Origin of the sequence: Streptosporangium sp. NPDC000563 (assembly GCF_040299985.1) — a bacterium.
Taxonomy (GTDB): Bacteria; Actinomycetota; Actinomycetes; order Streptosporangiales; family Streptosporangiaceae; genus Streptosporangium.
Genome location: NZ_JBEPDA010000009.1, coordinates 177,972 through 199,368, shown reverse-complemented (window position 1 = coordinate 199,368; position 21,397 = coordinate 177,972). Strand labels below are relative to the sequence as shown.

Here is a 21,397-nt window from a genome sequence, read left to right as displayed (position 1 = left end):
GCGCCTCCTCGGAGGCGTCCCTCTCAGCCGAGGTCCACTTCGGCGAGGGTCCCGCTCAACCGGTATCCCGCTCGGCCGGCGCCTTTCTCAGCCGCTGCCTTTTCAGCCGGTGCCGAGCCGCCGGTAACGGGCCAGCCTGGCGGCGAGGCGGTCGGCGGGATCCTGGCTCAGCAGCCCCGCGATCTCGTGCTCCAGGGTGCGCGCGACCCGGACGCAGAACGCCTCCGGCTCGTAGGCGGCGTCGGGAAACTCCGGGATGATCCGGTCGACGAGCCCGTTCCCGCGCAGGTCGGTGGATCTCACCCCCTGCGCCGCGGCGATCTCCGGCGCGAAGTCGACACTCCGGTAAAGAAGCGCCGAGGCCCCCTCGGGAGACAGCGGCGACAACCAGCCGTGCTGCGCGCAGAGCACCCGGTCGGCGGGAAGCAGCGCCAGGGCGGCACCGCCCGCCCCCTCCCCCAGCAGCAGACACACCGTCGGGGCGTCGAGCATCACCAGATCGGCCAGGGAACGTGCGATCTCCGCGGCGAGGCCGCCCTCCTCGGCCGCCTTCGACAGCGCGGCACCGGCGGTGTCGATCACGGTGACCAGCGGCAGCCCCAGCTCGGAGGCGAGATGCATGCCCCGCCTCGCGACCCTCAGCCCGGCCGGGCCGAGCGGGGCGTCGATCCGCTGGTGCCGCCGGTCCTGGCCGAGCACGACCGCGGGGGCCTCGCCGAACCTCGCCAGGGCGAGGATCAGCCCGGGATCGTTCTCGCCCACACCGGTGCCGTGCAGCGGGGTGACGTCGGAGGCACCGAGCTTGAGCAGTGCCCGCACCCCGGGGCGGTCGTCACGGCGGGAACGGCTGATCGCGTCCCACGCCTCGATCGCGGGAATCCGCCCGTCGGGCTCCTCCCTCGGATCCAGGCCCGCGCGCGGTGCGCACAGCACGGCGAGCGCCCGTACCGCGATCCCCCGGGCGTCCTGTGCCGACACCACGGCGTCGACCAGGCCGTGGGCGAAGAGGTTCTCGGAGACCTGGACACCTTCGGGGAACGGGTAGCCGTGCAGCGACTCGAACACCCTCGGCCCCAGAAAGCCGATCAGCGCGCCCGGCTCGGCGGCGGTGACGTGCCCGAGCGACCCCCAGGATGCGAAGACGCCACCGGTGGTGGGATGACGCAGGTAGACGACGTACGGCAACCCCGCCGCGCGGTGCGCGGCCACGGCGGCGGTGATCTTCACCATCTGGACGAAGGCCACCGCGCCCTCCTGCATGCGGGTCCCGCCCGAGGCCGGGGCGGCCAGCAGCGGGAGCCCTTCCGCGGTGGCGCGCTCGACCGCGGCGGTGAGCCGCTCGGCGGCGGCCACCCCGATCGAACCTGCCATGAAGGAGAACTCACACGCGACGATCGCCACCCGCCGCCCTTCGAGCAGGCCCTCACCGGAGATCACCGACTCGTCGTACCCCGTCTTGGCCCGGGCCGCGGCGAGCTCCTCCGCGTACCCGGAGCCGGGCGCGGCGGGGTCGGCGGGCGGCTCGTCCCACGAGACCCACGTCCCCGGATCGAGAAAGGTGTCGATCAGCGTCCGCGCGTCGGGCCGTACCGGGGTCATAACCACGCTCCGGGAGACGGCATGCGGGCGTGGGCCGGAAGGCTGCCTGTCATCGCTCGCGCTCCTCCAGCCAGGCGAGGACCTCGTCGCCGTGCTCGCCGAGGGCCGGCGGGGCGGTGTGGCGCACGGGGGCGTCGCCGTCGAAGCGCAGCGGCGGTCCCGGCAGCTCGATGGTGCCGAGCACGGGGTGGTCCACCTCGACCACCAGGCCCTGGGAGCGGGTCTGATCCCAGGCGTAGACCTCGTCGATGGACCTGATGGCCCCCGCGGGCACCCCGGCCTCGGCGAGCGCGGCCAGCCAGTGCCCCCTGTCATGCTTGGTGAGCGCCTGCTCCATGTCGGCGATCAGCTCATCCCGATGCGCGAATCTTTCCCTATTGATCGCATATTTCGCGACATCTGGGTCTATGTCTAGCAGGGCAGCGACCTTGCGCCACTGCACGTCGTTCGCCGCCGCGATCTGGATCATGCCGTCGGCACAGCGGAAGGCGCCGTACGGAGCGATGGAGGCGTGGTGGTTACCGCCCGCCCCGGGCACCTGCCCGCCGACCGTCCAGGCCGTGCCGTGGTAGGAGTGCACCCCGGTCACCGCGGCCAGCAGCGAGGTCCGCACGACCTTGCCCCGCCCGGTCCGCTCCCGCTCGTACAGCGCGGCGACCACCCCGTACGCGCCGTGGATGCCCCCGAGCAGGTCCGCGATCGAGGCACCCACCCGGTACGGCTCCTCGGGCGACGGGCCGGTCAGGCTCATCAGCCCCGCCTCCCCCTGCGCGATCTGGTCATAGCCGGGCCTGCCGCCCTCCGGCCCGTCATGGCCGAACCCGGTGATCGACAGGATGACGAGGCGGGGGTTGAGCTCGTGCAGCCGCTCGGCGGAGAAGCCCAGCCGGTCCAGGACCCCGGTGCGGAAGTTCTCCACCAGCACGTCGCTCTGACGCACCAGCCGCTCGATCAGCGATTTCCCCTCGGCGGACTTGAGGTCGACGGCGATCGACTGTTTGTTGCGGTTGGCCGCCAGGAAATACGTGGAAATATCATGATCAGGGCCTACGAACGGCGGCCCCCACCCCCGCGACTCGTCACCCCCCTCGGGATGCTCCACCTTGATCACCCGGGCCCCCAGGTCACCGAGCATCTGCGCGGCGTGCGGACCCGCGAGCGCGCGAGAGAGATCGAGGACGACGATGTCGCCGAGTGCTCCCTGCAAGATCAACCTCCGATACATGGTGGCCGCGTCCATCTAAAGGACGCCACTGTGCTCCCGGTCCGCCTGTCATGAGACCACTTAGCACGATATCCGGATGGGGAACCACCATGATCTCCCATGTCGCCCCCTGACGGGACGAGCAGGGATGGACCACGAAAACAAGCGGGTCACGATCTCCACAAGGATTCGACCGATATGATCAAGAACTACACCACTCCCCGCCTTGTTCATTCCGTGCTAAGAACTTCGCCCCTGAGAGTCCTATTGAGCTTGATACAGAGGGCGAGGTCGACGGGTTTCACGAGTGCTCCGAAGTGACGGCGTTCGCAGGAAACCAGGCGCGCAAATGATCACAGAGGTAGTTGAAAGCGGCGTCCTGGCAGTGCCGCACGGAGATCTTGGCGGCGAGCTTGCCGAAGTCGGCGTTGAACGCCTTCACCCGATAACGGCGACGCAGGTGATCGAGGGCGGCCTTCGGGTCCGGTGGCTTCAGCGTGTTCGCGGGCCAGTGACCGCTGCGCTCAAGAATGGCGCGGAAATCGGGAGGGCATTTCAACACCTGGGCGAGATGCGGGCTGTCCTGCCAGACCCAGGCTTCCAACTCCGGGTCGATCACCACGACGGCGAAACGTTCCCAACTGCCCTTCATCCGCTCGGCGATGTCGTCGCGGATTGCGACCGCCCCCGGGCTGCCCTCCCATGCCGCGTCCAGCATCACGACGGCGTGAGCGTATCTCCCCTCATAAGCACTGAGGATCTGATGGGCACGCAGATAGACACCCGGATCTCGCCCCTGGGTGTCGACGATGACGTCAAGGGCGGGATCGAAGGAGAAAGGGCCACAGCGGAGGCTCTGATGGAACCTCTCACGCCCGAAGAACCCACGGAGCATCTGCTCCATGCCCGCGTCGGCGACGAGGAAGACAACGTCACGCTGCGATGACGACCGGGGGGAAGATGAGATCACGCACGAACTCCCACGACGTTGGGGAAGACAGTGAGCGGTGACGCGACGCCACCCGTCGCTGGGGCAGCGCTCACGAGAGCACTCCCGCCGCGAAGAGCGTGCCGATGTCGAGCGAGCCGCGCCAGTCGCGAAGCCGAGGGTGGCGGTTGCCGGGGATCACACTGACGCTGCCGTCCTCGTTCAGCCTCGCGGCCAGCACATCCGCGAGCTCGGTATGGGCGAGCACGATCGGAGAGTGGGTGGAGATCCAAACCTGAGAGTCGTACAGAGAACTCAACGATTGAACGACCGTCTCGATCGCTCGCGGGTGGATGCCGTTCTCCGGCTCCTCGGTCACCAGCAGCCTGGGCATCTCCTCCTCCCTCAGGTAGGGCAGGAGCGTCAGCACCAGAATGCGCAGCGTGCCGTCGGAGAGGCCTGATGAGGTCACCCGGTACCCCCCCGCGTACTCCACCGCGAAGTAGGCATGATGGTCTTCCTCACGTTCGACCACACTGATCCCGGTGACCTGGGGCAGTGCGGTGCGCACATGATCGACCCAGGAGGCGAATCGGTCGGGGTCGGACTGCTGTAGATCCAGTGCGAGCCAGGGCATGTTCACCCCCGACGGCAGAAGCCGAGCCGGGTCGCCAGGAGGCGCCGGGCGGCGCAACACCTCCCAGTCAGGGGCGAAGAAGACCACACCTTCGCGGAGCAACTGCGCGAGCCAGAGCGCGGCCGGAAAGAGGGTCGGGTCGGCGGGAACCGAGCCGAGCGCGAGTTGCCCCGGCGGCACCCGGAGTGGCGGAATTCCCGTTTCCTGAGCGAACGTCCCTGGCAGATCCTGGTGCGAGGAGGCGGAAGGCGACCTCCGCGCATCGATTTCTGCGGTCGGCGTGGCCGTCTCCGGGATGAATCGGGTCGGCGCACGCCCTTCCCGGAGAATCACCGGCTGCCAGTCCGGGTGTGCCAAGGTGCCGCCGAAACCGACTCTCCCCTGCGGAAAAGTTCCAGGCTCCGGACGTACCCCCGCGTCGGAGTAAAGGAAAAGATATTCCTCCGCCACGTTCAGCACACGCGGTCCGACCTCCAGGCAGAGCTCGTATCGCAGGTGGGTGTGGATCTCACGGCGGCCCGGCCGGACCTGGCCGGCCACGGACAGCGCCTCCACGACTTCGTCGTCCAGCTTCGCCTCGATGACGAAGACGATGCTGTCGCCTCGCCCCTTGTGGAGCAGGTCGGTCGGCGTACTCGCTCGGGCGGCCCTGCCGTGCTCCTGCCGTTCCAGGAACGCGGTGACCGCCCGCTGTCGACCGAGTAGGTCACCGAGAAGCGTAGGAATGTCAAGCAGTGTCGTCTTCCCTGCCCCGTTGGCTCCGGCGAAGACGTGGTAACGGCTCAGGTCGACGCTGAGCGCGGGGAAGCAGCGGTAGTTGTAGGCCTCGATCCGAGTGATCAACGCGGGCTCCCCTGCTGGGGGTACTTCTCCCGGAATCGCCGGTAAGCCTTGGCGCTCTCAGGCAGTTCAGCCGGAATCCGGTATTCGTAGGCGAGGATCTTCTCGACGGCATGCCTGATCGGCTCGTTACCCTTCAGCTTGATCCGCTCGCCGATGACGAAGCCGATGCTCTCCCCAGCACACAGGGAGCGCGGCACGGCGTTCGCCTCTCCCTTGATCTTCTTCATCTTGCCGGTCTCCAGGCTGACCTGCTCCATCGTGCTCGCGACCTCGCCCTTGCGTCTCGTATCCGTTCCCAGCGTCGCCGCTCCGTGGGTGGCGGCGGCCAAGCTCGGCAGGCTCGAATCCTATGGCCAGGTAAAGAGCCTATGCCGAGATATCGGCCGCCCCCTTCACGACGAGATCACGTTAGCCGCCAGGGCTGATGCTTCGAGTACGAAACGACGGCGATCCGCTCGATTCATGCCTTGACCTGGGAAACGATGCCCAGGGAGCGAAGTTCCTCGTCGAGATGACGGACGTGCTTGTTGTCCGCCCACGGCTGGAGCCGGGTACGCGCCTGCCGTAGAGCCGGCGAGCTAGCTGAGCTGGGCGTAGGCATGGGTGAGGCGGTCGCACAGCGCGGGAAGCAGCGTTTCACTGTGCAGTGGACCTGCGACCAGCTCACGCTGGGCGTCGACCATGGGAAGCACGACCTCGGGGCCGAGGTCGTCCTCCAGTCGGCGGCACCGGGCGGTCAGCTTCTCGATCACCTCTCGCAACATCTCGATCTGAGGAGTTGCGACGCCCCCTTGAAACCGCCCTCCGGGACGGGCGGCAGCCTCGCGGATACCATCCAGGCGATGGAGGCGGCCGGCTACCGGGTGGATCCGGTGGTGTGGCCGACTTCCGCCGAGTGCAGCAACGGCAATTGCAACCAGTGCTATGCGGGGTGTGCCGATTCACCGAAGAAGGCAGTGGTCTGACCTGCCCGAACAAGCACGCGCGGCCGTCGAAGAGCAGATCGGCCCAGTCACTGGCGTCCGATCAGCCGAGGTCGGGCTGACCTCCGGCGTCGCCGCACACCTCACCACCGAGGAGGCCGTGTTCTTCGCGAAGGCGGCCCCCGCCGCCGCTCCGGTCGCCGGGCATCTGCTGCGCGAGCGCGCCGCCAACCAAGCCCTCCCCGCGCAGATCCCAGCTCCCCGCCTGCTGTGGACCACGGACGTCGACGGCTGGCATGTGCTGCTGTTCGAGCACGCGGCCGGCCGGGAGGCGAACCTGTCGCCCGGCTCCTCGGACCTGCCCGCTGTCCTGGACGCGATCTCCGCCATCCCTGTGCCCTGCTCATGGCCCGGGGCACCGTCGATCACGGGCAAGGCCGCCGCCCTGCTGCGCGTCGCCGAGGAGCAGCTGGCCGAAACACCCGCCGAGGCCGGCCGGTACGGACCGCTCGTCAAAGCCCTCGACCTCGACGAGCTCACCGGCACCACACTGCTGCACGCGGACCTGCACGCGGGCAACCTGCTCGTCGACGGCAACCAGTGCCGGATCATCGACTGGTCGATGGCGTGCCAGGGTGCCGCCTGGGTGGACGTGGCCCTGCTGATCTCCCGCCTGATCGACGCTGGCCACACACCTGCTGAGACTGAGGCTGCCGCCGCCCAAGTACCCGCGTGGAGTTCGGCACCTATGGACGCGGTGACCGCGCTAGCCGCCACCCGAGCCTTGTTCGCCGCCCGCTTGGCCGACGTCGGCCCCGAGCATCTGCGGGCGAAGCGCGCGAGGACTGCGGCGGCGTGCCGGGTGTGGGTGGAGTACCGCACCAGCTGACCGGGCCGCCCGCGTGAACCTGGCAGGAGAGCTGAGCGTCAACGGAAATCACTGGTCCCTGCCCGTATGGACGGTTCCCCGGTCAAGGATCGGGATCCCTGGAGTCGAAAACCCGGGGATCTTCCTCACGGGCACCTCGCGCCAGGGTTCGGTTTCATGCGTCATTCAAGCTCTCTGCGGAGCCCACTCAGAGAACTACCCCCGCAAATGGCCTGTCTCGTTGAAGATCTCGGGCTTGGAGTCGCGCCACACCGAGACCGAGGCGTTGCCGACCGGACCGGACGCCTCGACGGAGTCGATCGGGACGCCCTCGATCACGTGCTTGAACATCAGCACGACGGAGTCGTGCGCGACGACGAGAACCCGGCGGCCGGCGTGCCCGGCACGCAGTTCCTCGACCACCTCGCGGATCCGAGCGGCGAGGTCCGGGAAACTCTCCCCCTCCGGGGGCCGGAAGCCGCCGTACAGGCGCGCGACCAGGTTCTCCGACTCGTCCGGAAACCTCTCCCTGATCGCGAACGCGTTCATCCCCGACCACCGCCCCATGTCGTGGTCCCTGAGTCTCGGCTCCAGCCGGACCTCGGGGTCCGCGTCCAGCTCGGCGGCGACCAGCTCCCAGGTCCGCACGGTCCTGAGGTACGGCGAGCACAGGACGAGTTCCGGCGGATCCCCCGCCGCGAGGTGCCGCCCCAGCCTGGTGGCCTGCTCCCTGCCGAGCGGGGTCAGCCCGACCTCGGAATCGGGGCGGCCCAGGACGACCGCCCTGCCCGCGTGAAAAGCCTCCTCGAAGGCCAGGTTGGACTCGCTCTGGCCATGTCGAACCACAGTGATCGTCAGTGGCATTCTCGTATGAAAACACTTTCTCGATCAGTGGGAAAGAAACGCCGGACACGAAACGAGCCGGGGCCCGCACCTTGGAAAGGTGCGGGCCCCGGCCCGTGAAGTACAGGTGCTACTAGGCGGGGACGATGTTCTCCGCCTGCGGGCCCTTCTGGCCCTGCGTGACGTCGAAGGAGACCCGCTGGCCCTCCTGCAGCTCACGGTAGCCCTGGGCGGCGATGTTGGAGTAGTGGGCGAAGACGTCGGCGCCGCCGCCGTCCTGCTCGATGAAGCCGAAGCCCTTTTCCGAGTTGAACCACTTGACGGTTCCAGTTGCCATGATCATTCTCCTTCGAACAGGGGGCAGAGCCGGGATCCGCACCGCGCGGAACCCGCGTCGCCGCGATGAGCCCATCCGGAGATGACCGGGAAAACAAAAATGCACCTGAAGGGTCATCCGTCAGGTGCACACAAAGTTTCATGGGTACCACAACCGCAACTACGTCCAGGCTAGCACCTGCCCGGACCATCACACGAGTCCACCCCCGCCGCCGGGCCGCCGTCGCGACAGGCCCGGCGGACGGCGTGAGCGGGCGGGGATGGGCACCCCACGGAGCGTCACACGAGGTCCACCTCCGCGTACGGCAGGCCGCCAGAAAGGGTGGGGAAACCGGGGCCTCGGTCGAAGAAGGGCGCGTCGGCGGGGGCGAGGGTGCGCAGTTCCGCGCGGCGGGCCTCGGTGGCCTCGGTGTCCGCCTGGGGGTCGTCGGGGGCGCCGCTCAGGACGACCCCGTAGTCGTCGCGAGCGCCCTCGGGTGAGACCTTGCCGTCGCGGACGTCGGCGGCCACCAGGGCGGGGTCGCGGTCCAGCGGGGAGCCCCAGCCGCCTCCGCCCGTGGTGCGGACCCGGATGATCTCGCCCGCGCGGACGGGTGAGTCGTCCACCAGGCCCTCCATCTCCTTCCCTTCGATCTCCACGACGAAGGGGCGCCCGGCCCGGCCACCGTTCACGCCCCAGCAGGACAGGATCGAGCGGTCGGCGATGGACATGAACGAGGCGTCGCGGAGCATCCGCAGGTGCTTGTCGTAGCCGAGGCCGCCCCGGTAGAGGCCGGGGCCGCCGGAGTCGCGGGCCAGGCCGAGCCGTTCGACGCGGAAGGGCCAGCGGGACTCGGCGAACTCGACCGGGATGTTGCGCGAGTCGGGCACCACGTGGATGGTGTCCTCGCCGTCGGCGTACCATCGGCCGCCAGAGCCGCCGCCGAGGACCTCCCTCATCAGGTACGGGGTGCCGTCGAGGCCGTCGCCGTAGACGCCGGTGTAGCGGATGGTCTCCTGGTCGGCGGGCATCCGGCCGCCGGTCGCCTTGGCCAGCACCCCGGCCAGCACGCCCAGCAGGCGCAGGATCACGAAGGTGCGGGCGTTGGTGGGGGCGGGGAAGATCGGGGTGAGCAGGGTGCCCTTCTCGGGGAAGCGCATCTCGATGAGGGGGACGACGCCCTCGTTGACGTCGAGTTCGGCCATCCGCTCGGGGGTGTCGGCCAGGTTGCGCAGGATCGGTGCGAGCCACTTCTTCAGGAAGACCCCGTCGGCGTAGTCGCCGGCGTGGTTGATCGGGCCCTTGGCCTGCGGGGAGGTGCCGGTGAAGTCGATCACCAGCGGCACCGGCGCGGAGTGGTCGACGGTGAGGGTCATCCGCTGGGTGTGCAGGCGGGGGGCGTCCACGCCGTCGTGTTCGGCGTAGTCCTCCCAGACGTGGGTGCCCTCGGGGATCTTGGCGAGCAGCTCCCTGCGGAACGTCTCGGTGGTGTTGGAGATGATCGCGTCGAAGCACGCCTCGACCGCCTCACGCCCGTAGCGGTCGAACAGCTCTCCCAGCCGCCGCGCGCCCATCAGGCAGGCCGAGCACTCGGCGTCCAGGTCTCCGGCGAGGGAGTCGGGCATCCGGGAGTTTCGCGTCATGATCGTGAGTGCCGCCCGGTTGGGTACGCCCTCGTCCCACAGTTTGATCGGCGGGACCATCAGTCCCTCCTCGAACACGCTGCGCGCGTTGCTCGGCATGGAGCCCGGTACGGCCCCGCCGATGTCGTCGTGGTGGCCGAACGCCTGGACGAAGGCGACGACCTGTCCTTCGTGGAAGACCGGGACCGTCACGCACAGGTCGGGCAGGTGGCCGATGCCGCCCTCGGACAGGTAGACGTCGTTGTGGAAGAACACGTCGCCGGGCTTCATCTCGTCGATCGGGAAGTCGCGCACGATCGGCTGGACCAGCGCCGAGTAGGACCTGCCGGTCAGCTTGCGCAGCCGTACGTCGTGGATGCCCGCGCGGAAGTCGTGCGCGTCGCGGATCATGGGTGAGCGGGCGGTGCGGGCGATCGCCGTCTCCACCTCCATCTCCACCGAGGTGAGGGTCCCTTCGACGATCTCCACCAGTACCGGGTCGGCCCCGCTCGTAGGCCGCCCGCCCGTGCTCACCGGTCGCTCACCGCTCACCGTTCCTCGCTCGTCCGCGATCGTCGGCCGATCCGCGTCATGCACGGCGTACCTCCAGGTTTCCGAACTCGTCCATGGTCGCGGTGAAGCCGGGGTGGAGCGGCAGGGTGGAGCCGTACTCCTCGATCACCGCCGGGCCGGTGATCCTCGCTCCGGCGGTCAGGTCGCGGCGGCGGTGGATGGGGGCGCTGCCCCACTCGTCGTAGAAGACCTCGCGGGAGGCGGTGGGCTCGGGTCGCGGGTCGCCGTGGGGTCTGCGTCCGATGGAGGGCCGGGTGATCGGGCCGATGCCGGAGACGCGGAGGTTGACCCACTCGACGCCGTGCCGGGGGTCGTCGCGGTAGCCGTATCCGTAGAGTTTGCGGTGCTCGGTGTGGAAGCGGTCCAGCACCTCGGCCCGCCATGCCTCGTCGAGCGGTCCCGCGGGGGCGGGCACCCTCACCTCGTAGGCCTGGCCGTTGTAGCGCAGGTCGGCGCTGCGCGCGTAGACGTGCGCGTCGGCGGCGAAGCCCTCGCGGTCCAGGGCGGAGGCGGCCTGTCCCTCCAGGTCGCCGAAGATCTCCTCGGCGTCCTTCAGGGAGAGGTCGCGGGTGACGAAGGTGCGTACGTAGTCGTTCTTGACATCCACGGTGAGCAGTCCGAAGGCCGAGACGTTGCCCGGGTCCGGCGGGACGATCACCGATGGCAGGCCGAGGATGTCGATCAACCGGCAGACCAGCAGCGGTCCCGAGCCGCCGAAGGCGACCATGGGGAAGTCGCGTACGTCCAGGCCGCGTTTGACGGTGATCTGGCGGATGGCGTTCGACTGGTTGAACGCGCTGATCTCCAGGATGCCCGCCGCGGTCCGTTCCGGGGTCAGGCCGATCTTGCCGGCGAGTGCCTCGATGCCTTCGCGGGCGGCGTCGGCGTCGAGCGGGATCTCCCCGCCGAGCAGGTGCGGCGGGACCCGGCCGAGGAAGACGTGCGCGTCGGTGACGGTGACCTCTGTGCCGCCCCGGCCGTAGCAGAGCGGGCCCGGGTCGGCTCCGGCCGATCGGGGCCCGACCTTGAGCGTGCCCTCGGGTGAGATCCACGCGACGGAGCCGCCGCCAGCGCCGACGGTCACGATGTCGATCATCGGGATCTTGCAGGGGTAGCGGCCGATGCTGCCCTCGGTGGTGAGGGATGGTTCGCCGTCGACGACCACCGCGACGTCGGTCGAGGTGCCACCGCCGTCCAGGGTGATCACCGAGGGGTGTCCGGCGGTGGCGGCGATGAGGGCGGCGCCGAGCGCGCCCGCGGCCGGTCCTGAGAGCACGGTGGTGATCGGCTGATGCACGACCTCGGCCGCGGACAGCACGCCGCCGTTGCTCTTCATGACGGAGAACGGCATGCCGCTCCCCCTCCCCGCGCTCCCCTGCCGCGCGCTTCCCTTCTCAGCGCTTCCCTTCTCAGCGCTTCCCTTCTCAGCGCTTTCCTTCTCCGCACTTCCCTGCCGCGTGCTTTCCTCCGGGCTTCCCGTACGCGTGTTCCCCGCCGCCTCCAGGCGTTCGGCCAGGTTCGCGATGTAGCGGCGCATGGTCGGTTTGACCGCCGCGTCGACGAGGGTGGTGACCGACCGCTCGTACTCGCGGTACTCGCGCAGCACGTCGCACGAGAGCGAGACGACGGCGTCCGGGTGCTCTCTTTCGAGGACCTCTCGCATGCGCTGCTCGTGGGCGGGGTTGGCGTACGAGTGCAGGAAGCACACGCCGATCGCGGTGATGCCGCGGTCGCGGAACCAGCGGGCCGCCGCGACGGCCTGCTCCTCGTCGAAGGGCCGCACCTCCGCTCCGGTGTGGTCCAGGCGTCCGCCGACGGTCCTGACCCGGTGCACCGGGACGATGCGGGGTGGTTTCACCCAGAAGTAGGAGTTGCCGTAGCCGTCCGGCACGCTCTGGCGGGCGATCTCCAGGATGAACTCGAAGCCTTCGGTGGTGACGAAGCCGAGGTCGGCGATGCGGTCTTCGAGGAGCTGGTTCGTGGCGACCGTGGTGCCGTGCACGACGGCGGAGACGGCCTCCATCGTCACGTCCTCGGCGCCGGCCGCCTTACGCAGGACTTTTCGCACCCCCTCCATGAACCCGTCGGCCGGGTTGGCCGGGGTGGAGGGAGTCTTGGTCGTGGTGATCTCACCGGTCTGTTCGTCCACCGCTACCACGTCGGTGAACGTGCCTCCGGTGTCGACCCCGATACGGACGCTGCGCATGCCCCCGTGTCTACCCAGTCCCGGTGAGTCCACAAATCGGCGGACCCTGCCGAAGCTGTGGCCGTTCCTTGTGCAGTGTTGGCGGCGGGTGGCGTGGCAGGCGACCTCTCCGGAGACGCTCCCACCCGGGAAGCGGCCTCACCGACGACGACGCTCCCGCCCCGGAGACGGCCTCGCCGTCACGGGCCGGGAGGGTCGAAGGGTGGGCTCTAGCGGCGGCGGGGGCCCATGGTGGTGTTGATCACCGCGTCGGCGTCGTGCGCGTGGATCTTGGCGGCGAGGCGGATCGCCATCTCGTTCGTACGGCGCAGTTCGGCCTCGACCCGGTCCTTGCCGGACTGGCCGACCTGCACGCCGAAGTAGGCGCCGATGATGGCGCCGGAGACGCCGACGAGCCCGGCGAACGGCGCGGCGGTGTCGCCGGCGCGCATCGCGATCACCACGAAGCCGATCAGGATGACCAGGAGTCCCACGATGACGACGTAGAACCCGTATCGCCAGCGGGCCGCCTCGGCCTGGGCGGCGACGGCCTCGTCCTCGGTCATCATCGCCGCGAGGGCCGTGGGTATCTCGGCGGTCTCCGCGTTGGAGGGGCCTGAGGTCACGACGGCCGGGGTCTTGCCGTGGGGTGGAGCGGAGTTGTTGGTGGTCGTCACAGATTCTCCCACTTTTCGATAGACCAAAAGGAATCTCCCATGGTTTTCGCCGTCAAGCCAAGTCAGACCATGTCAGGTCTTGTCGGGACTTAGTCGGGGCGTGGCCGGCGCTTGTCGGCCGGGGACCACCCACCCCTACCAGGACATCATCTCCCCAAACGTCCTGATACACCGCGCGGCTCAGTGTCGCGCGGAGATAGCCCTCTTTTCTGACGGATGTAAGAAAACGAGCCATCCATGAAACATCGCGATCACGATCCGTCTGCGGCGTACTGAACCACGGTCAGACGAGATACAAGAGATCTACTACTCTCGTCCGGCTCCCAGAGGTATCTGTGACGAAGCTCCTCCGGCTCCTCGTGGCCCCGCTGTCCGCCGTCGTCCTCCTCACCACCGTGTTCTCGGCCCCCGCCCGCGCCGACACCGACCCCGTTCTCGCCGCCCAGTGGCAGATCGCGTGGAACACCTACAGGTTCTACGAGTGCCTCACCGCTCCCCTCCCGATCACGGGACGCGGCCAGGCCAAGCGCGACGTCTCGATTGAGATCGACGCGCCGGTGGAGCACGTGTTCGACGCCTACTCGAATATCAACAACCACCTCGGCGCGCACTCGTTCCTGCAGCGGGTCGTCACCCACGCCGACCGGACCGACGCCGGGGTGCGCTACGTCAACTTCACGGCCGTGGAGAACATCCCGGTCGCCGGACTGCCCGTCACCGTCAACACGCACGCGCAGCAGCGCGTTCACCGCGACGCCCTCTACTACGAGACCGACACCTGGACGCTGCCGAACGTCGTCACGCACCAGAAGATCGTCTTTCACGACCTGGGCGACGGGCGGACGCGCGTCACCGAGCATCTCACCTTCGAGGCGAGCATCCTGCTCCTCGACTTCACCGTGACGAACGGTGTCTCCTCCCACCAGGCGACGCAGGCGGGTCTCAAGGCGGCGATCGAGAGCGGCGAGCTCTGACCCACCGGCCGAGGGAAACTCCCCCGCCGGGGATGGCGAGCCTCCCTCGGCCGGCCCCGGCCCCCTTCTGGGCCCGTCCCCCGGGCACTCCGGAGGCTTCCGCCCGGCGAGGCCGCGAGCAGTCCCGCCGGGCGAGGCGGGAGACGCCGTACGCCCCGGCGGCAGCCGAGAGCGGCGAACCGATCGTCAGGGGTGGAGATCGCGGAGCGTGGCCGGGGCACTAGGCTGGCGCCCCGTGACCGAATTGTCTGCCCTCTCCGCCGTTCCCACCGGTTCCCGGGACGGAGTGCTGCGCTTCTACTTCGGCCCGATGGACTGCGGCAAGTCCACGCTGGCCCTGCAGATGAACTACAACCACGGCCGCCAGGGCAGGCGCGGGCTGGTGCTCACCAAACACGACCGCTCGGGCGCCCCGCAGGTCACCAGCCGGATCGGCCTGGGCAGCGAGGCCGTCGAGGTCGTCGACGACCTCGACCTGGTCGCCCTGGTCCGCGCGCACGAACCCATCGACTACGTCATCTGCGACGAGGCGTGCTTCTACACGGTCGCCCAGATCGAGCAGCTCGCCGATCTCACCGACGACCACGGCATCGACGTCTACGCCTTCGGCCTCGCCTCGGACTTCCGCTCGCAGATGTTCCCCGCCGCCCAGCGGCTGTTCGAGCTGGCCGACGAGATCAGCCGCCTGCAGGTCGAGGTGCTGTGCTGGTGCGGGCGCCCCGGGCGCCTGAACGCCCGGGTGGTCGGCGGCAGGATGGTCCGTACGGGTGAGCAGGTCGTCATCGGCGACACGGGCGCCGATCCGATCCGCTACCAGGTCCTGTGCCGCCGCCACCACCGCTCCGGCGAACTCGGCCTGCCCGGCTGACCTCTCCGCCGGGCAGGAGAAAAACCATCAGACCGGGCAGTAACCCTCGTCGTCGCAGGCGTCGCCACCCGCCGTCGCGGCCTTCACGGCCCGCGCGGCCGGGGACTGGCCGGTCCGCTCGGCGACCTCCTCCAGAGCCGCGAGCAGGGTGTCCTCCGGCTGGGCTCCGGAGACGGCGAACTGGCCCTCGAAAAGGAAGAGCGGCACCGAGCTGACACCGATCGCGCGGGCCTGGGCCAGCTCCTCCTTCACCGCCGCCACGCCGTCCTCCCCATCCAGGTCGGCCTGTACGCCGATCTCCTTGGCCAGCCCGGCGAGAACCTCCCGGGAACCGATGTCGAGACCGTCGGTGAAGTGGGCGCGGAAGAGGGCGTAGAGCGCCTCCTCCCCCTTGCCCTGCTCCCCGGCGAGCTGGATGAGGCGGTGCGCGTCGAGGGTGTTGGCCTGGATCGCATGATCGAAGTCCAGCACCAGCCCGTCCTCGGCGGCGACCCCTCTCACCCTCGCGAACATCTGGGCGGCCTGCTCGGCCCCGCCGAACTTCGCCGCCGCCCAGGTTCGCGTGAGCTCGCCGCTGGACTTCGCGTCCGGAGCGAGCTGGAACGGCCTGAACTCGACCTCCACCTCACCGCCCTTGGCCCGATAGCGCTGCACGGCGCGGGCGAAGCGGGTGTGGCCGATGTAGCACCAGGGGCAGACGACGTCTGAGTAAATTTCAACCTTCACACAACGCTGCAACCGGTACGGGGGGCCGCTGATTCCGCTGATTCGTCCCGTCATCCGGGGACGCGGGCCGCGCGACGGGATGAGAGGCGGCGCCGGACGGGGTGTTCACGCCCGGCGGGGCGGGGTCAGTACGGCAGCAGCCTTCCCGACGGGGTCCGCAGGTCCAGCAGGCCCTTGATGGGGCGTCGCGGTCGCCTGCGGATCCGGATCTGACGCATCGTTCGGGACTCCTTCGTGTGCGTGCGCGGGCATGGCCCGCTTCTCTCCTCGCGTACCGCCGTCCGAGCGGCGCGAGTCGTGCGTGTCGTTCACGGGGAAGAAGCGTCCTCTCGCGTCGGGTGAGCCGGGTCCCCGAAAGCCCTCTTACCCCTCTCACGCCGCTGAACCACCGGAACGCCTGTCGGCCAGTTCGAACCAGCTGACCTTTCCCATGGGCGTGCGGTCGCTGCCCCACCGGTCGGAGAGCAGCTCCAGCAGCTGCAACCCGCGCCCTCCCTCGTCGTCCTCGTGGGCGTCGCGTGGGATGGGCGGGTCGGGATTGGCGTCACCCACCTCACAGCGCAGCGTTCCGTCCCGGTAGGAGATGGTGAGCCGGATCGGTCCCCACGCGTGGCGCAGCGCGTTGGTGACGAGTTCGCTGACGAGCAGCCGGGCGACCTCGCTCTGGCCGTCGATCCCCCACTGGGCCAGCCGGCCGCCGATCAGCCACCGGGCCCTGGGCACCGAGGCCGCGACGGGGAAGAGCGGCCAGGACGCTCTCTTGGGGCGGGGCCGAGGCAGCGGGACGGCGGCCACGAAGAGGGCGAGATGGACGAACAGTCTCATGCCGACCTCCCGAAAAGCCCTCGATGGACGGGAACGCTTCCGTCTCCCGGCGACAGCGCCCTGACACGCACCCGCGCCTCCCGCCTCTCAGCGGCCCTCGGCGGTCCCTCGGCACGGCCGGTTCGCGGCGGACGGTTCCGACCGTAACCGGGAAACTCCGTCGTCGACCGCATTCATCCGTTCTATGACCCGTACATGGTGTGGGATCTTCCAGCACACTCCCCGAGCGAACGCGCCGTTGATTTTGTCGCCATTTATGTATCGATTTATCTGTATTTACACCCAGGTGTATTGAGGGTCGACAGATACACGGTCTTGTCCTGGTAGAGCATTCTTTGCGATGCGGAATTCTCCGCACGCCGGGTAAAGCTCGTCTCCCTCACGACCCGCCGGGGACGAGGAAACTAGGGGGTGTAGATGACGGACCAGGGGCGGGGCGTGGGCGACGGTGAGGTCCGGGGTGCCACCCGTGGTGTCCCTGCGGCGTCCCGGGTGAGGACCTCGGTGGCCAGGGTGGCGAACCTGGCGGCGGCTGGGTGCGCCGACCGCTCCGGCCAGACGACGCGGATCCCTCGGACGAGGGGGTTACCGGCGAGAGGGCGCCAGACCAGGCGGGGTTCCCTGCGGGCTATCGCCTCCTGCTCGAACGCCACCCCTTGCCCGGCCAGCACGAGCCCCAGCAGGAACTCCGGGTTGCGGGCGTGCTTGAGGCGTACGGGCGAGAAACCCCCGGCGCGGCAGACATCGAGCATCCGGTCGTACCACGCCGGGGAGGTCTCGCGAGGAAAGACGACGAGGTCGTGCCCGGCGAGGTCGGCCAGCGCGATCTCCCACGGCCGCCCCCTCGGCCGTCGCGTCTCCGGCCGCGCCAGTACCAGGGGGGAGGTACGTGGCAGCACCACGCCCAGCGGGATCTCCACGACGGGGCCGGACCGCAGACCGGGAACCTCGACGGGGTGGTGCACGAGACCCGCGTCGAGGCGGGCGGAGGCCAGGCCGCGCAGCTGTTCCGGAGTGGTGAGCTCGTGGAGTTCCAGGTGCAGTCCCGGTGTCTCCTCCCCGACATGTCCCAGCAGGGCGTGCAGCGTCACGGCCGGCATCTCCGGGGGCACCCCGACGCGCAGAGTTCCCAGCTCACCGTCGGCGGCCTGGCGCATCGTCGTCCGCAGCCGCTCCTCACCGGCCAGGAACCGTCCGGCCTCCCCGACGAGGAGCCGTCCCGCCATGGTGAGCTCGATCTGCCGGCGCGAGCGGTCGAACAGCTCCGCGCCGAGCTCGCGCTCCAGCCTCTGGATCGACTGGCTGAGCGGAGGCTGCGCGATGCCCAGCACCTCCGCGGCACGGCCGAAGTGCAGTTCTTCCGCGACGACGAGGAAGTGCCGCAGATGCCGGGTGAGGTCCACGGCGTCACGATAGGCGATCGCCCACGGCCCCGCGCACCCGCGTCGCGTCGCAGGTCGGAACAGGCTTCCGGCGGCGGGTCCGGGAAGGCTCGGGGCTCCGGTGGCTGGTCCCGGAGACTTCCCGGCGCGAGCACGGGCAGGAACCCGGCCGCACGCTCCGGCGTGCTTCCCGGGGCGAGCGCGAGCGGGAACCCGGCGGCGGGTCCCGGCGTGCTTCCCGGGGCGAGCACGGGCGGGAACCCGGCGGCGGGTCCGGACAGGGGCGCGGGACTGGATAGCGTTGCGGGCATGTCGCCAGAGCAACGGATAGCGGAGATCTTCGCGGCCGCGGGGGTGGAGGGGCACCTGCACGCGCTGGACATCGCCGAGGGCCGTGAGATCGCCGTACGCGCCGACGAGCAGGTAGTGATCGCCTCGATCTTCAAGGTGCTCCTCGTCCTGGAGTTCGCCCGTCAGGCGGCGGCGGGCCAGCTCGACCCCGCCGAGCGGGTTCTCGTGACGGCGGAGGACAGGCTCGGCGGGTGGGGCACCGCCGGATGCGCGGACGACGTGGAGATGTCGCTGCGTGATCTCGTCCACTTCGCCGTACAGGTGAGTGACAACACCGCCGCCGACCTGCTGATGCGGAGGATCGGCCTGGACACCGTGCGGATGCTCGCCGCGGAGCTGGGACTGGAGCGCACGCGCGTGATCGGCGGGCCCAGGCAGGTGCTGGAGTCGATGTTCGCGGACGTGAGGGCGCGGGACGACGCCGAGTTCGCGCGGATCTTCCCGACGCTGTCCCCAGAGCGGGTTCGGGGGCTGCGGGTCCTCGACCCCGATCGCACGACCTCCAGCACGGCGCGCGACGTGACCGGGCTGCTCGGACTGATCTGGCGCGACGAGGCGGGGCCGCCGGAGGCGTGCGCGGCCGTCCGCGACTACCTGACACGACAGATCTTCTGGACGCGGATCGCCTCGGGTTTCCCACCGGGTACGCGGGTGGCGGCCAAGACGGGGACGCTGCCGGGCCTGCACATGGAGGCCGGGGTCGTCGAGTATCCCTCCGGGGAGAGGTACGCGGTGGCGGTCTTCGCCCGGAGCGGGGAGTTGCCCACCCGGCGTCTCGACGTCGACCTGGCGATCGGCCAGGCCGCGCGGACCGCCGTCGACGCGCTGCGAGCCGGGTGAGCCCTGCCCGCCGACGCGTCGACGAGCCCGCGTCGACGAGCCCCTCAAGTCCCGGCGACGCGCTGACGAGCCCGGCGACTCCCGCCGCCGGCACATCGCGGCCGAGGCGGCTTCTGCCGCCCCGAGGACCGCCGGGACCCCGTTTCACCTGCTCCGATACGTGTTCGCCTATGGGAGGCGACGGTCGCGAATCTTGGACGCGGCCGGTGCGGCGATGGTTGGGTCCTCATCGGGCCGCACGCGGCCGACGGTCGTCCCCGGGATACCCGGACGACGGCCGTATGTTCACACGCACCCAAGGGGAGACATGTCCCGATTTGATCGAAGAGGTTTCCTGCGTACCGCGACGGCGGGGGCCGTGCTGGCACCGATGGCCGGAACCCTCCTGTCCCCGTCCCCCACCGGGGCCGCGACCCCGCGTCCGAGTGGCCAGAGTGGTCAGGGTGGGCGGAAGAGCTCCGCGACGTTCCGCTGGCTCGGCACGTCGGGCTGGCGGGTGGATGTGGGATCGTCGACGCTCCTCGTCGACCCGTACGTGACCCGGTTCGACACCGGCCTGGCGGCGGGCAAGTTCGATCCCGCCACATCGCTCAAGGTCGACACCGGGGCCGTCCGCAGGCACACGGGCACCCCGCAGGTGGTGCTGGTGACGCACGCGCACTGGGACCACTTCAACGACGTCCCGCACATCGCGACCTCGACCGGGGCGCGGGTGGTCGGCACCGCCACCACCTGCAACCTGGCCCTGGCGTACGACGTGAAGGACAGCCTGCTCAGCCCGGTGAAGGGCGGAGAGGTCCTGGACTTCGGCGACTACGTCGTCGAGGTGGTGGCGTCGCTGCACAGCCGCAACGCCAACTACTCCATGCTCTTTCCCGGTGTCCGGCCGACCAGGCCGAAACGCAGGCCGAAGAACATCTCCGAGTTGCCCGAGGGCGACACCCTGGCGTTCCAGGTGACGGTCAAGGGCGGTCCTTCGGTTTTCTTCATGGGAGGCAGCGACTTCGTCGAGCGTAACCTCAGCGGTCTCGCCCCGGACGTCGCGATGATTCCCACCACCTCCTCGTCGTCCACGTACGACTACGTGCCGCGCCTGCTGAAGGCCCTGGACATGCCGGGGGTGGTCGTGCCGGTGCACTGGGACAACTTCGAGGTGGCTCTGCGCAACCCGCCCCAGGCCGACGAGAAGTCGAGGAAGAGCCTCGCCGAGTTCGTCGCGGCGGTACGCAGGGTGAGCCCCACGACGAAGGTCGTGATCCCGGACTATCTGACACCGCACACCTTCGGCTGACGTCCGCGTCAGGAGACGGAGGCGATCTCCTCCAGGCGGGCGGCCAGCTGCTCGGGCTCGCCGTCGACCAGGGCGGAAACCCCGCGCCACCAGGCGAACCACTCGCCGCTGCGCCACATCCAGTCGATCCGCTCGATGGAGGCGACGACGTCGCCCTTGTCGCGCCACACCTCACCGGCCTGCTCGGCGGAGGCGCCGTGGCGCAGCGCCCAGGTGTGCAGGGTCGCGGCGGCCTCGGCGTCGACCGGCCGCTCGTACGGGTCGGGGTGCTCGTCCAGCCGGTGGGGGCCGAGCCCGGCGGCGACGCCCCAGCTCCACTGGGCCTCGGCGGGGCGGGAGTAGCGCAGCGAGTCGAAGTCGAGGTTGGAGCCGAGCTCGTCGTCGGGACGGCGCAGGACCACCGCGTCGAGGCGGCCGCCGGCGTCGAAGGAGACCACGACCCGCTGGCCGGGGTGCGCGTCCTTGGGCAGCTCGACCCGGTCCTCGGCCTGCCAGGAGTTGAGGTCGGTGACGGCGGCCGGACGGCCCCAGGCCTCGTCGGCCGCGTCGTCGGCGATCCAGGCGGCGAGCATCTCCAGGACGGTCAGGTCGGTCCACGGGTCGATCGCCGTGGAGGTCCGAAGCGCCTCGTCGGGCGCGGGCAGCTTGTCGCCGCGCTCCAGGTGCCACCACCGCTCACCGAGCTCGCGGGTGCCGACCAGCAGACCGGCGAGCGCGGCGAGTTCGGTGGACCTGCGGGTGAGGGGGGCGCCGCGCGCGAGCTCGACGGAACGCGCGACGCGGTCGGCGCCCAGCGCCGACCTCGCCTCGCTCAGCAGCAGGGCGGCGTCCGGCCGCTCCTCGCCCAGGAGATCACGGATCAGTCGTCTGGCCTCGGTCCTCGCGTCCTCCGCACGTGCATCACGCATACCGACACGGTACG

General features: G+C 69.7%; 20 protein-coding genes. 5 read left to right on the top strand and 15 right to left on the bottom strand.

All coding sequences use genetic code 11. The features are described from left to right. Positions 1-102 precede the first annotated feature (102 nt). The 6 genes from ABT352_RS22205 to ABT352_RS22175 all read right to left on the bottom strand — a co-directional run bounded on the left by ABT352_RS22205 (position 103) and on the right by ABT352_RS22175 (position 5,963). Positions 103-1,599, bottom strand: a complete 1,497-nt coding sequence (locus ABT352_RS22205) for a carboxyl transferase domain-containing protein (RefSeq protein ID WP_350946784.1) — start codon at positions 1,597-1,599, stop codon at positions 103-105. A 49-nt stretch (positions 1,600-1,648) separates the two neighbouring features. Then, a complete protein-coding gene (locus ABT352_RS22200; RefSeq protein ID WP_350946783.1) occupies positions 1,649-2,839 on the bottom strand; it encodes a CaiB/BaiF CoA transferase family protein in 1,191 nt (396 codons plus the stop codon). Between the two features lie 265 nt (positions 2,840-3,104). Further along, positions 3,105-3,698, bottom strand: coding sequence for a methylation-associated defense system protein MAD4 (gene mads4 / locus ABT352_RS22195; RefSeq protein WP_502992889.1), 594 nt, complete (start codon positions 3,696-3,698; stop codon positions 3,105-3,107). Between the two features lie 145 nt (positions 3,699-3,843). Beyond that, on the bottom strand, positions 3,844-5,211 hold the full coding sequence (mads3, locus tag ABT352_RS22185; RefSeq protein WP_350946780.1) for a methylation-associated defense system AAA family ATPase MAD3: 1,368 nt from the start codon (positions 5,209-5,211) through the stop codon (positions 3,844-3,846). Then, positions 5,208-5,540 carry a hypothetical protein gene (locus ABT352_RS22180; protein ID WP_350946779.1) on the bottom strand — a complete coding sequence of 111 codons (333 nt, stop codon included), beginning with the start codon at positions 5,538-5,540 and terminating at the stop codon, positions 5,208-5,210. Before ABT352_RS22180 ends, mads3 begins: the two co-directional genes overlap by 4 nt. Before the next feature lie 249 nt (positions 5,541-5,789). After that, positions 5,790-5,963 (bottom strand): hypothetical protein, encoded by a 174-nt coding sequence (locus ABT352_RS22175; protein WP_350946778.1) that lies wholly within the window; start codon positions 5,961-5,963, stop codon positions 5,790-5,792. Between the two features lie 181 nt (positions 5,964-6,144). On the opposite strand from ABT352_RS22175, the gene ABT352_RS22170 reads away from it, so the two are divergent. Then, positions 6,145-7,023, top strand: coding sequence for a phosphotransferase family protein (locus ABT352_RS22170; protein ID WP_350946777.1), 879 nt, complete (start codon positions 6,145-6,147; stop codon positions 7,021-7,023). A gap of 195 nt (positions 7,024-7,218) precedes the next feature. On the opposite strand, the gene ABT352_RS22165 is transcribed toward ABT352_RS22170, so the two are convergent. The 5 genes from ABT352_RS22165 to ABT352_RS22145 all read right to left on the bottom strand — a co-directional run bounded on the left by ABT352_RS22165 (position 7,219) and on the right by ABT352_RS22145 (position 13,218). After that, a complete protein-coding gene (locus ABT352_RS22165; RefSeq protein WP_350946776.1) occupies positions 7,219-7,866 on the bottom strand; it encodes a histidine phosphatase family protein in 648 nt (215 codons plus the stop codon). A gap of 112 nt (positions 7,867-7,978) precedes the next feature. Beyond that, positions 7,979-8,182, bottom strand: a complete 204-nt coding sequence (locus ABT352_RS22160; protein WP_350946775.1) for a cold-shock protein — start codon at positions 8,180-8,182, stop codon at positions 7,979-7,981. Positions 8,183-8,460: 278 nt separating this feature from the next. Then, positions 8,461-10,380, bottom strand: a complete 1,920-nt coding sequence (locus ABT352_RS22155) for a hydantoinase B/oxoprolinase family protein (protein WP_350946774.1) — start codon at positions 10,378-10,380, stop codon at positions 8,461-8,463. Further along, positions 10,373-12,562 carry a hydantoinase/oxoprolinase family protein gene (locus tag ABT352_RS22150; protein ID WP_350946773.1) on the bottom strand — a complete coding sequence of 730 codons (2,190 nt, stop codon included), beginning with the start codon at positions 12,560-12,562 and terminating at the stop codon, positions 10,373-10,375. The genes ABT352_RS22155 and ABT352_RS22150 overlap by 8 nt, the downstream gene beginning before the upstream one ends. Positions 12,563-12,771: 209 nt before the next feature. Then, a complete protein-coding gene (locus ABT352_RS22145) occupies positions 12,772-13,218 on the bottom strand; it encodes a hypothetical protein (RefSeq protein WP_350946772.1) in 447 nt (148 codons plus the stop codon). 335 nt (positions 13,219-13,553) lie between these two features. Between ABT352_RS22145 and ABT352_RS22140 the strand changes: the two genes are divergently transcribed. Together ABT352_RS22140 and ABT352_RS22135 are read left to right on the top strand one after the other, a co-directional pair. Beyond that, entirely contained in the window at positions 13,554-14,192 is a 639-nt protein-coding gene (locus ABT352_RS22140; protein ID WP_350946771.1) for an SRPBCC family protein, read from the top strand. A gap of 235 nt (positions 14,193-14,427) precedes the next feature. Further along, on the top strand, positions 14,428-15,060 hold the full coding sequence (locus tag ABT352_RS22135) for a thymidine kinase (RefSeq protein WP_350946770.1): 633 nt from the start codon (positions 14,428-14,430) through the stop codon (positions 15,058-15,060). A gap of 27 nt (positions 15,061-15,087) precedes the next feature. On the opposite strand, the gene ABT352_RS22130 is transcribed toward ABT352_RS22135, so the two are convergent. The 3 genes from ABT352_RS22130 to ABT352_RS22120 form a co-directional block, all read right to left on the bottom strand. Continuing rightward, on the bottom strand, positions 15,088-15,786 hold the full coding sequence (locus tag ABT352_RS22130) for a DsbA family oxidoreductase (protein WP_350946769.1): 699 nt from the start codon (positions 15,784-15,786) through the stop codon (positions 15,088-15,090). A gap of 372 nt (positions 15,787-16,158) precedes the next feature. After that, positions 16,159-16,611 carry an ATP-binding protein gene (locus ABT352_RS22125; protein ID WP_350946768.1) on the bottom strand — a complete coding sequence of 151 codons (453 nt, stop codon included), beginning with the start codon at positions 16,609-16,611 and terminating at the stop codon, positions 16,159-16,161. Between the two features lie 404 nt (positions 16,612-17,015). Then, on the bottom strand, positions 17,016-18,014 hold the full coding sequence (locus ABT352_RS22120) for a LysR family transcriptional regulator (protein WP_350946767.1): 999 nt from the start codon (positions 18,012-18,014) through the stop codon (positions 17,016-17,018). A gap of 288 nt (positions 18,015-18,302) precedes the next feature. Between ABT352_RS22120 and ABT352_RS22115 the strand changes: the two genes are divergently transcribed. Beyond that, on the top strand, positions 18,303-19,184 hold the full coding sequence (locus ABT352_RS22115; RefSeq protein WP_350946766.1) for a serine hydrolase: 882 nt from the start codon (positions 18,303-18,305) through the stop codon (positions 19,182-19,184). 307 nt (positions 19,185-19,491) lie between these two features. Further along, positions 19,492-20,475: an MBL fold metallo-hydrolase gene (locus tag ABT352_RS22110; protein ID WP_350946765.1), complete on the top strand. Its 984-nt coding sequence runs from the start codon at positions 19,492-19,494 to the stop codon at positions 20,473-20,475. A gap of 8 nt (positions 20,476-20,483) precedes the next feature. Here the strand turns inward: ABT352_RS22110 and ABT352_RS22105 are convergent, their stop codons facing one another. Next, positions 20,484-21,383: a hypothetical protein gene (locus tag ABT352_RS22105; protein ID WP_350946764.1), complete on the bottom strand. Its 900-nt coding sequence runs from the start codon at positions 21,381-21,383 to the stop codon at positions 20,484-20,486. Between the last annotated feature and the right edge of the window lie 14 nt (positions 21,384-21,397).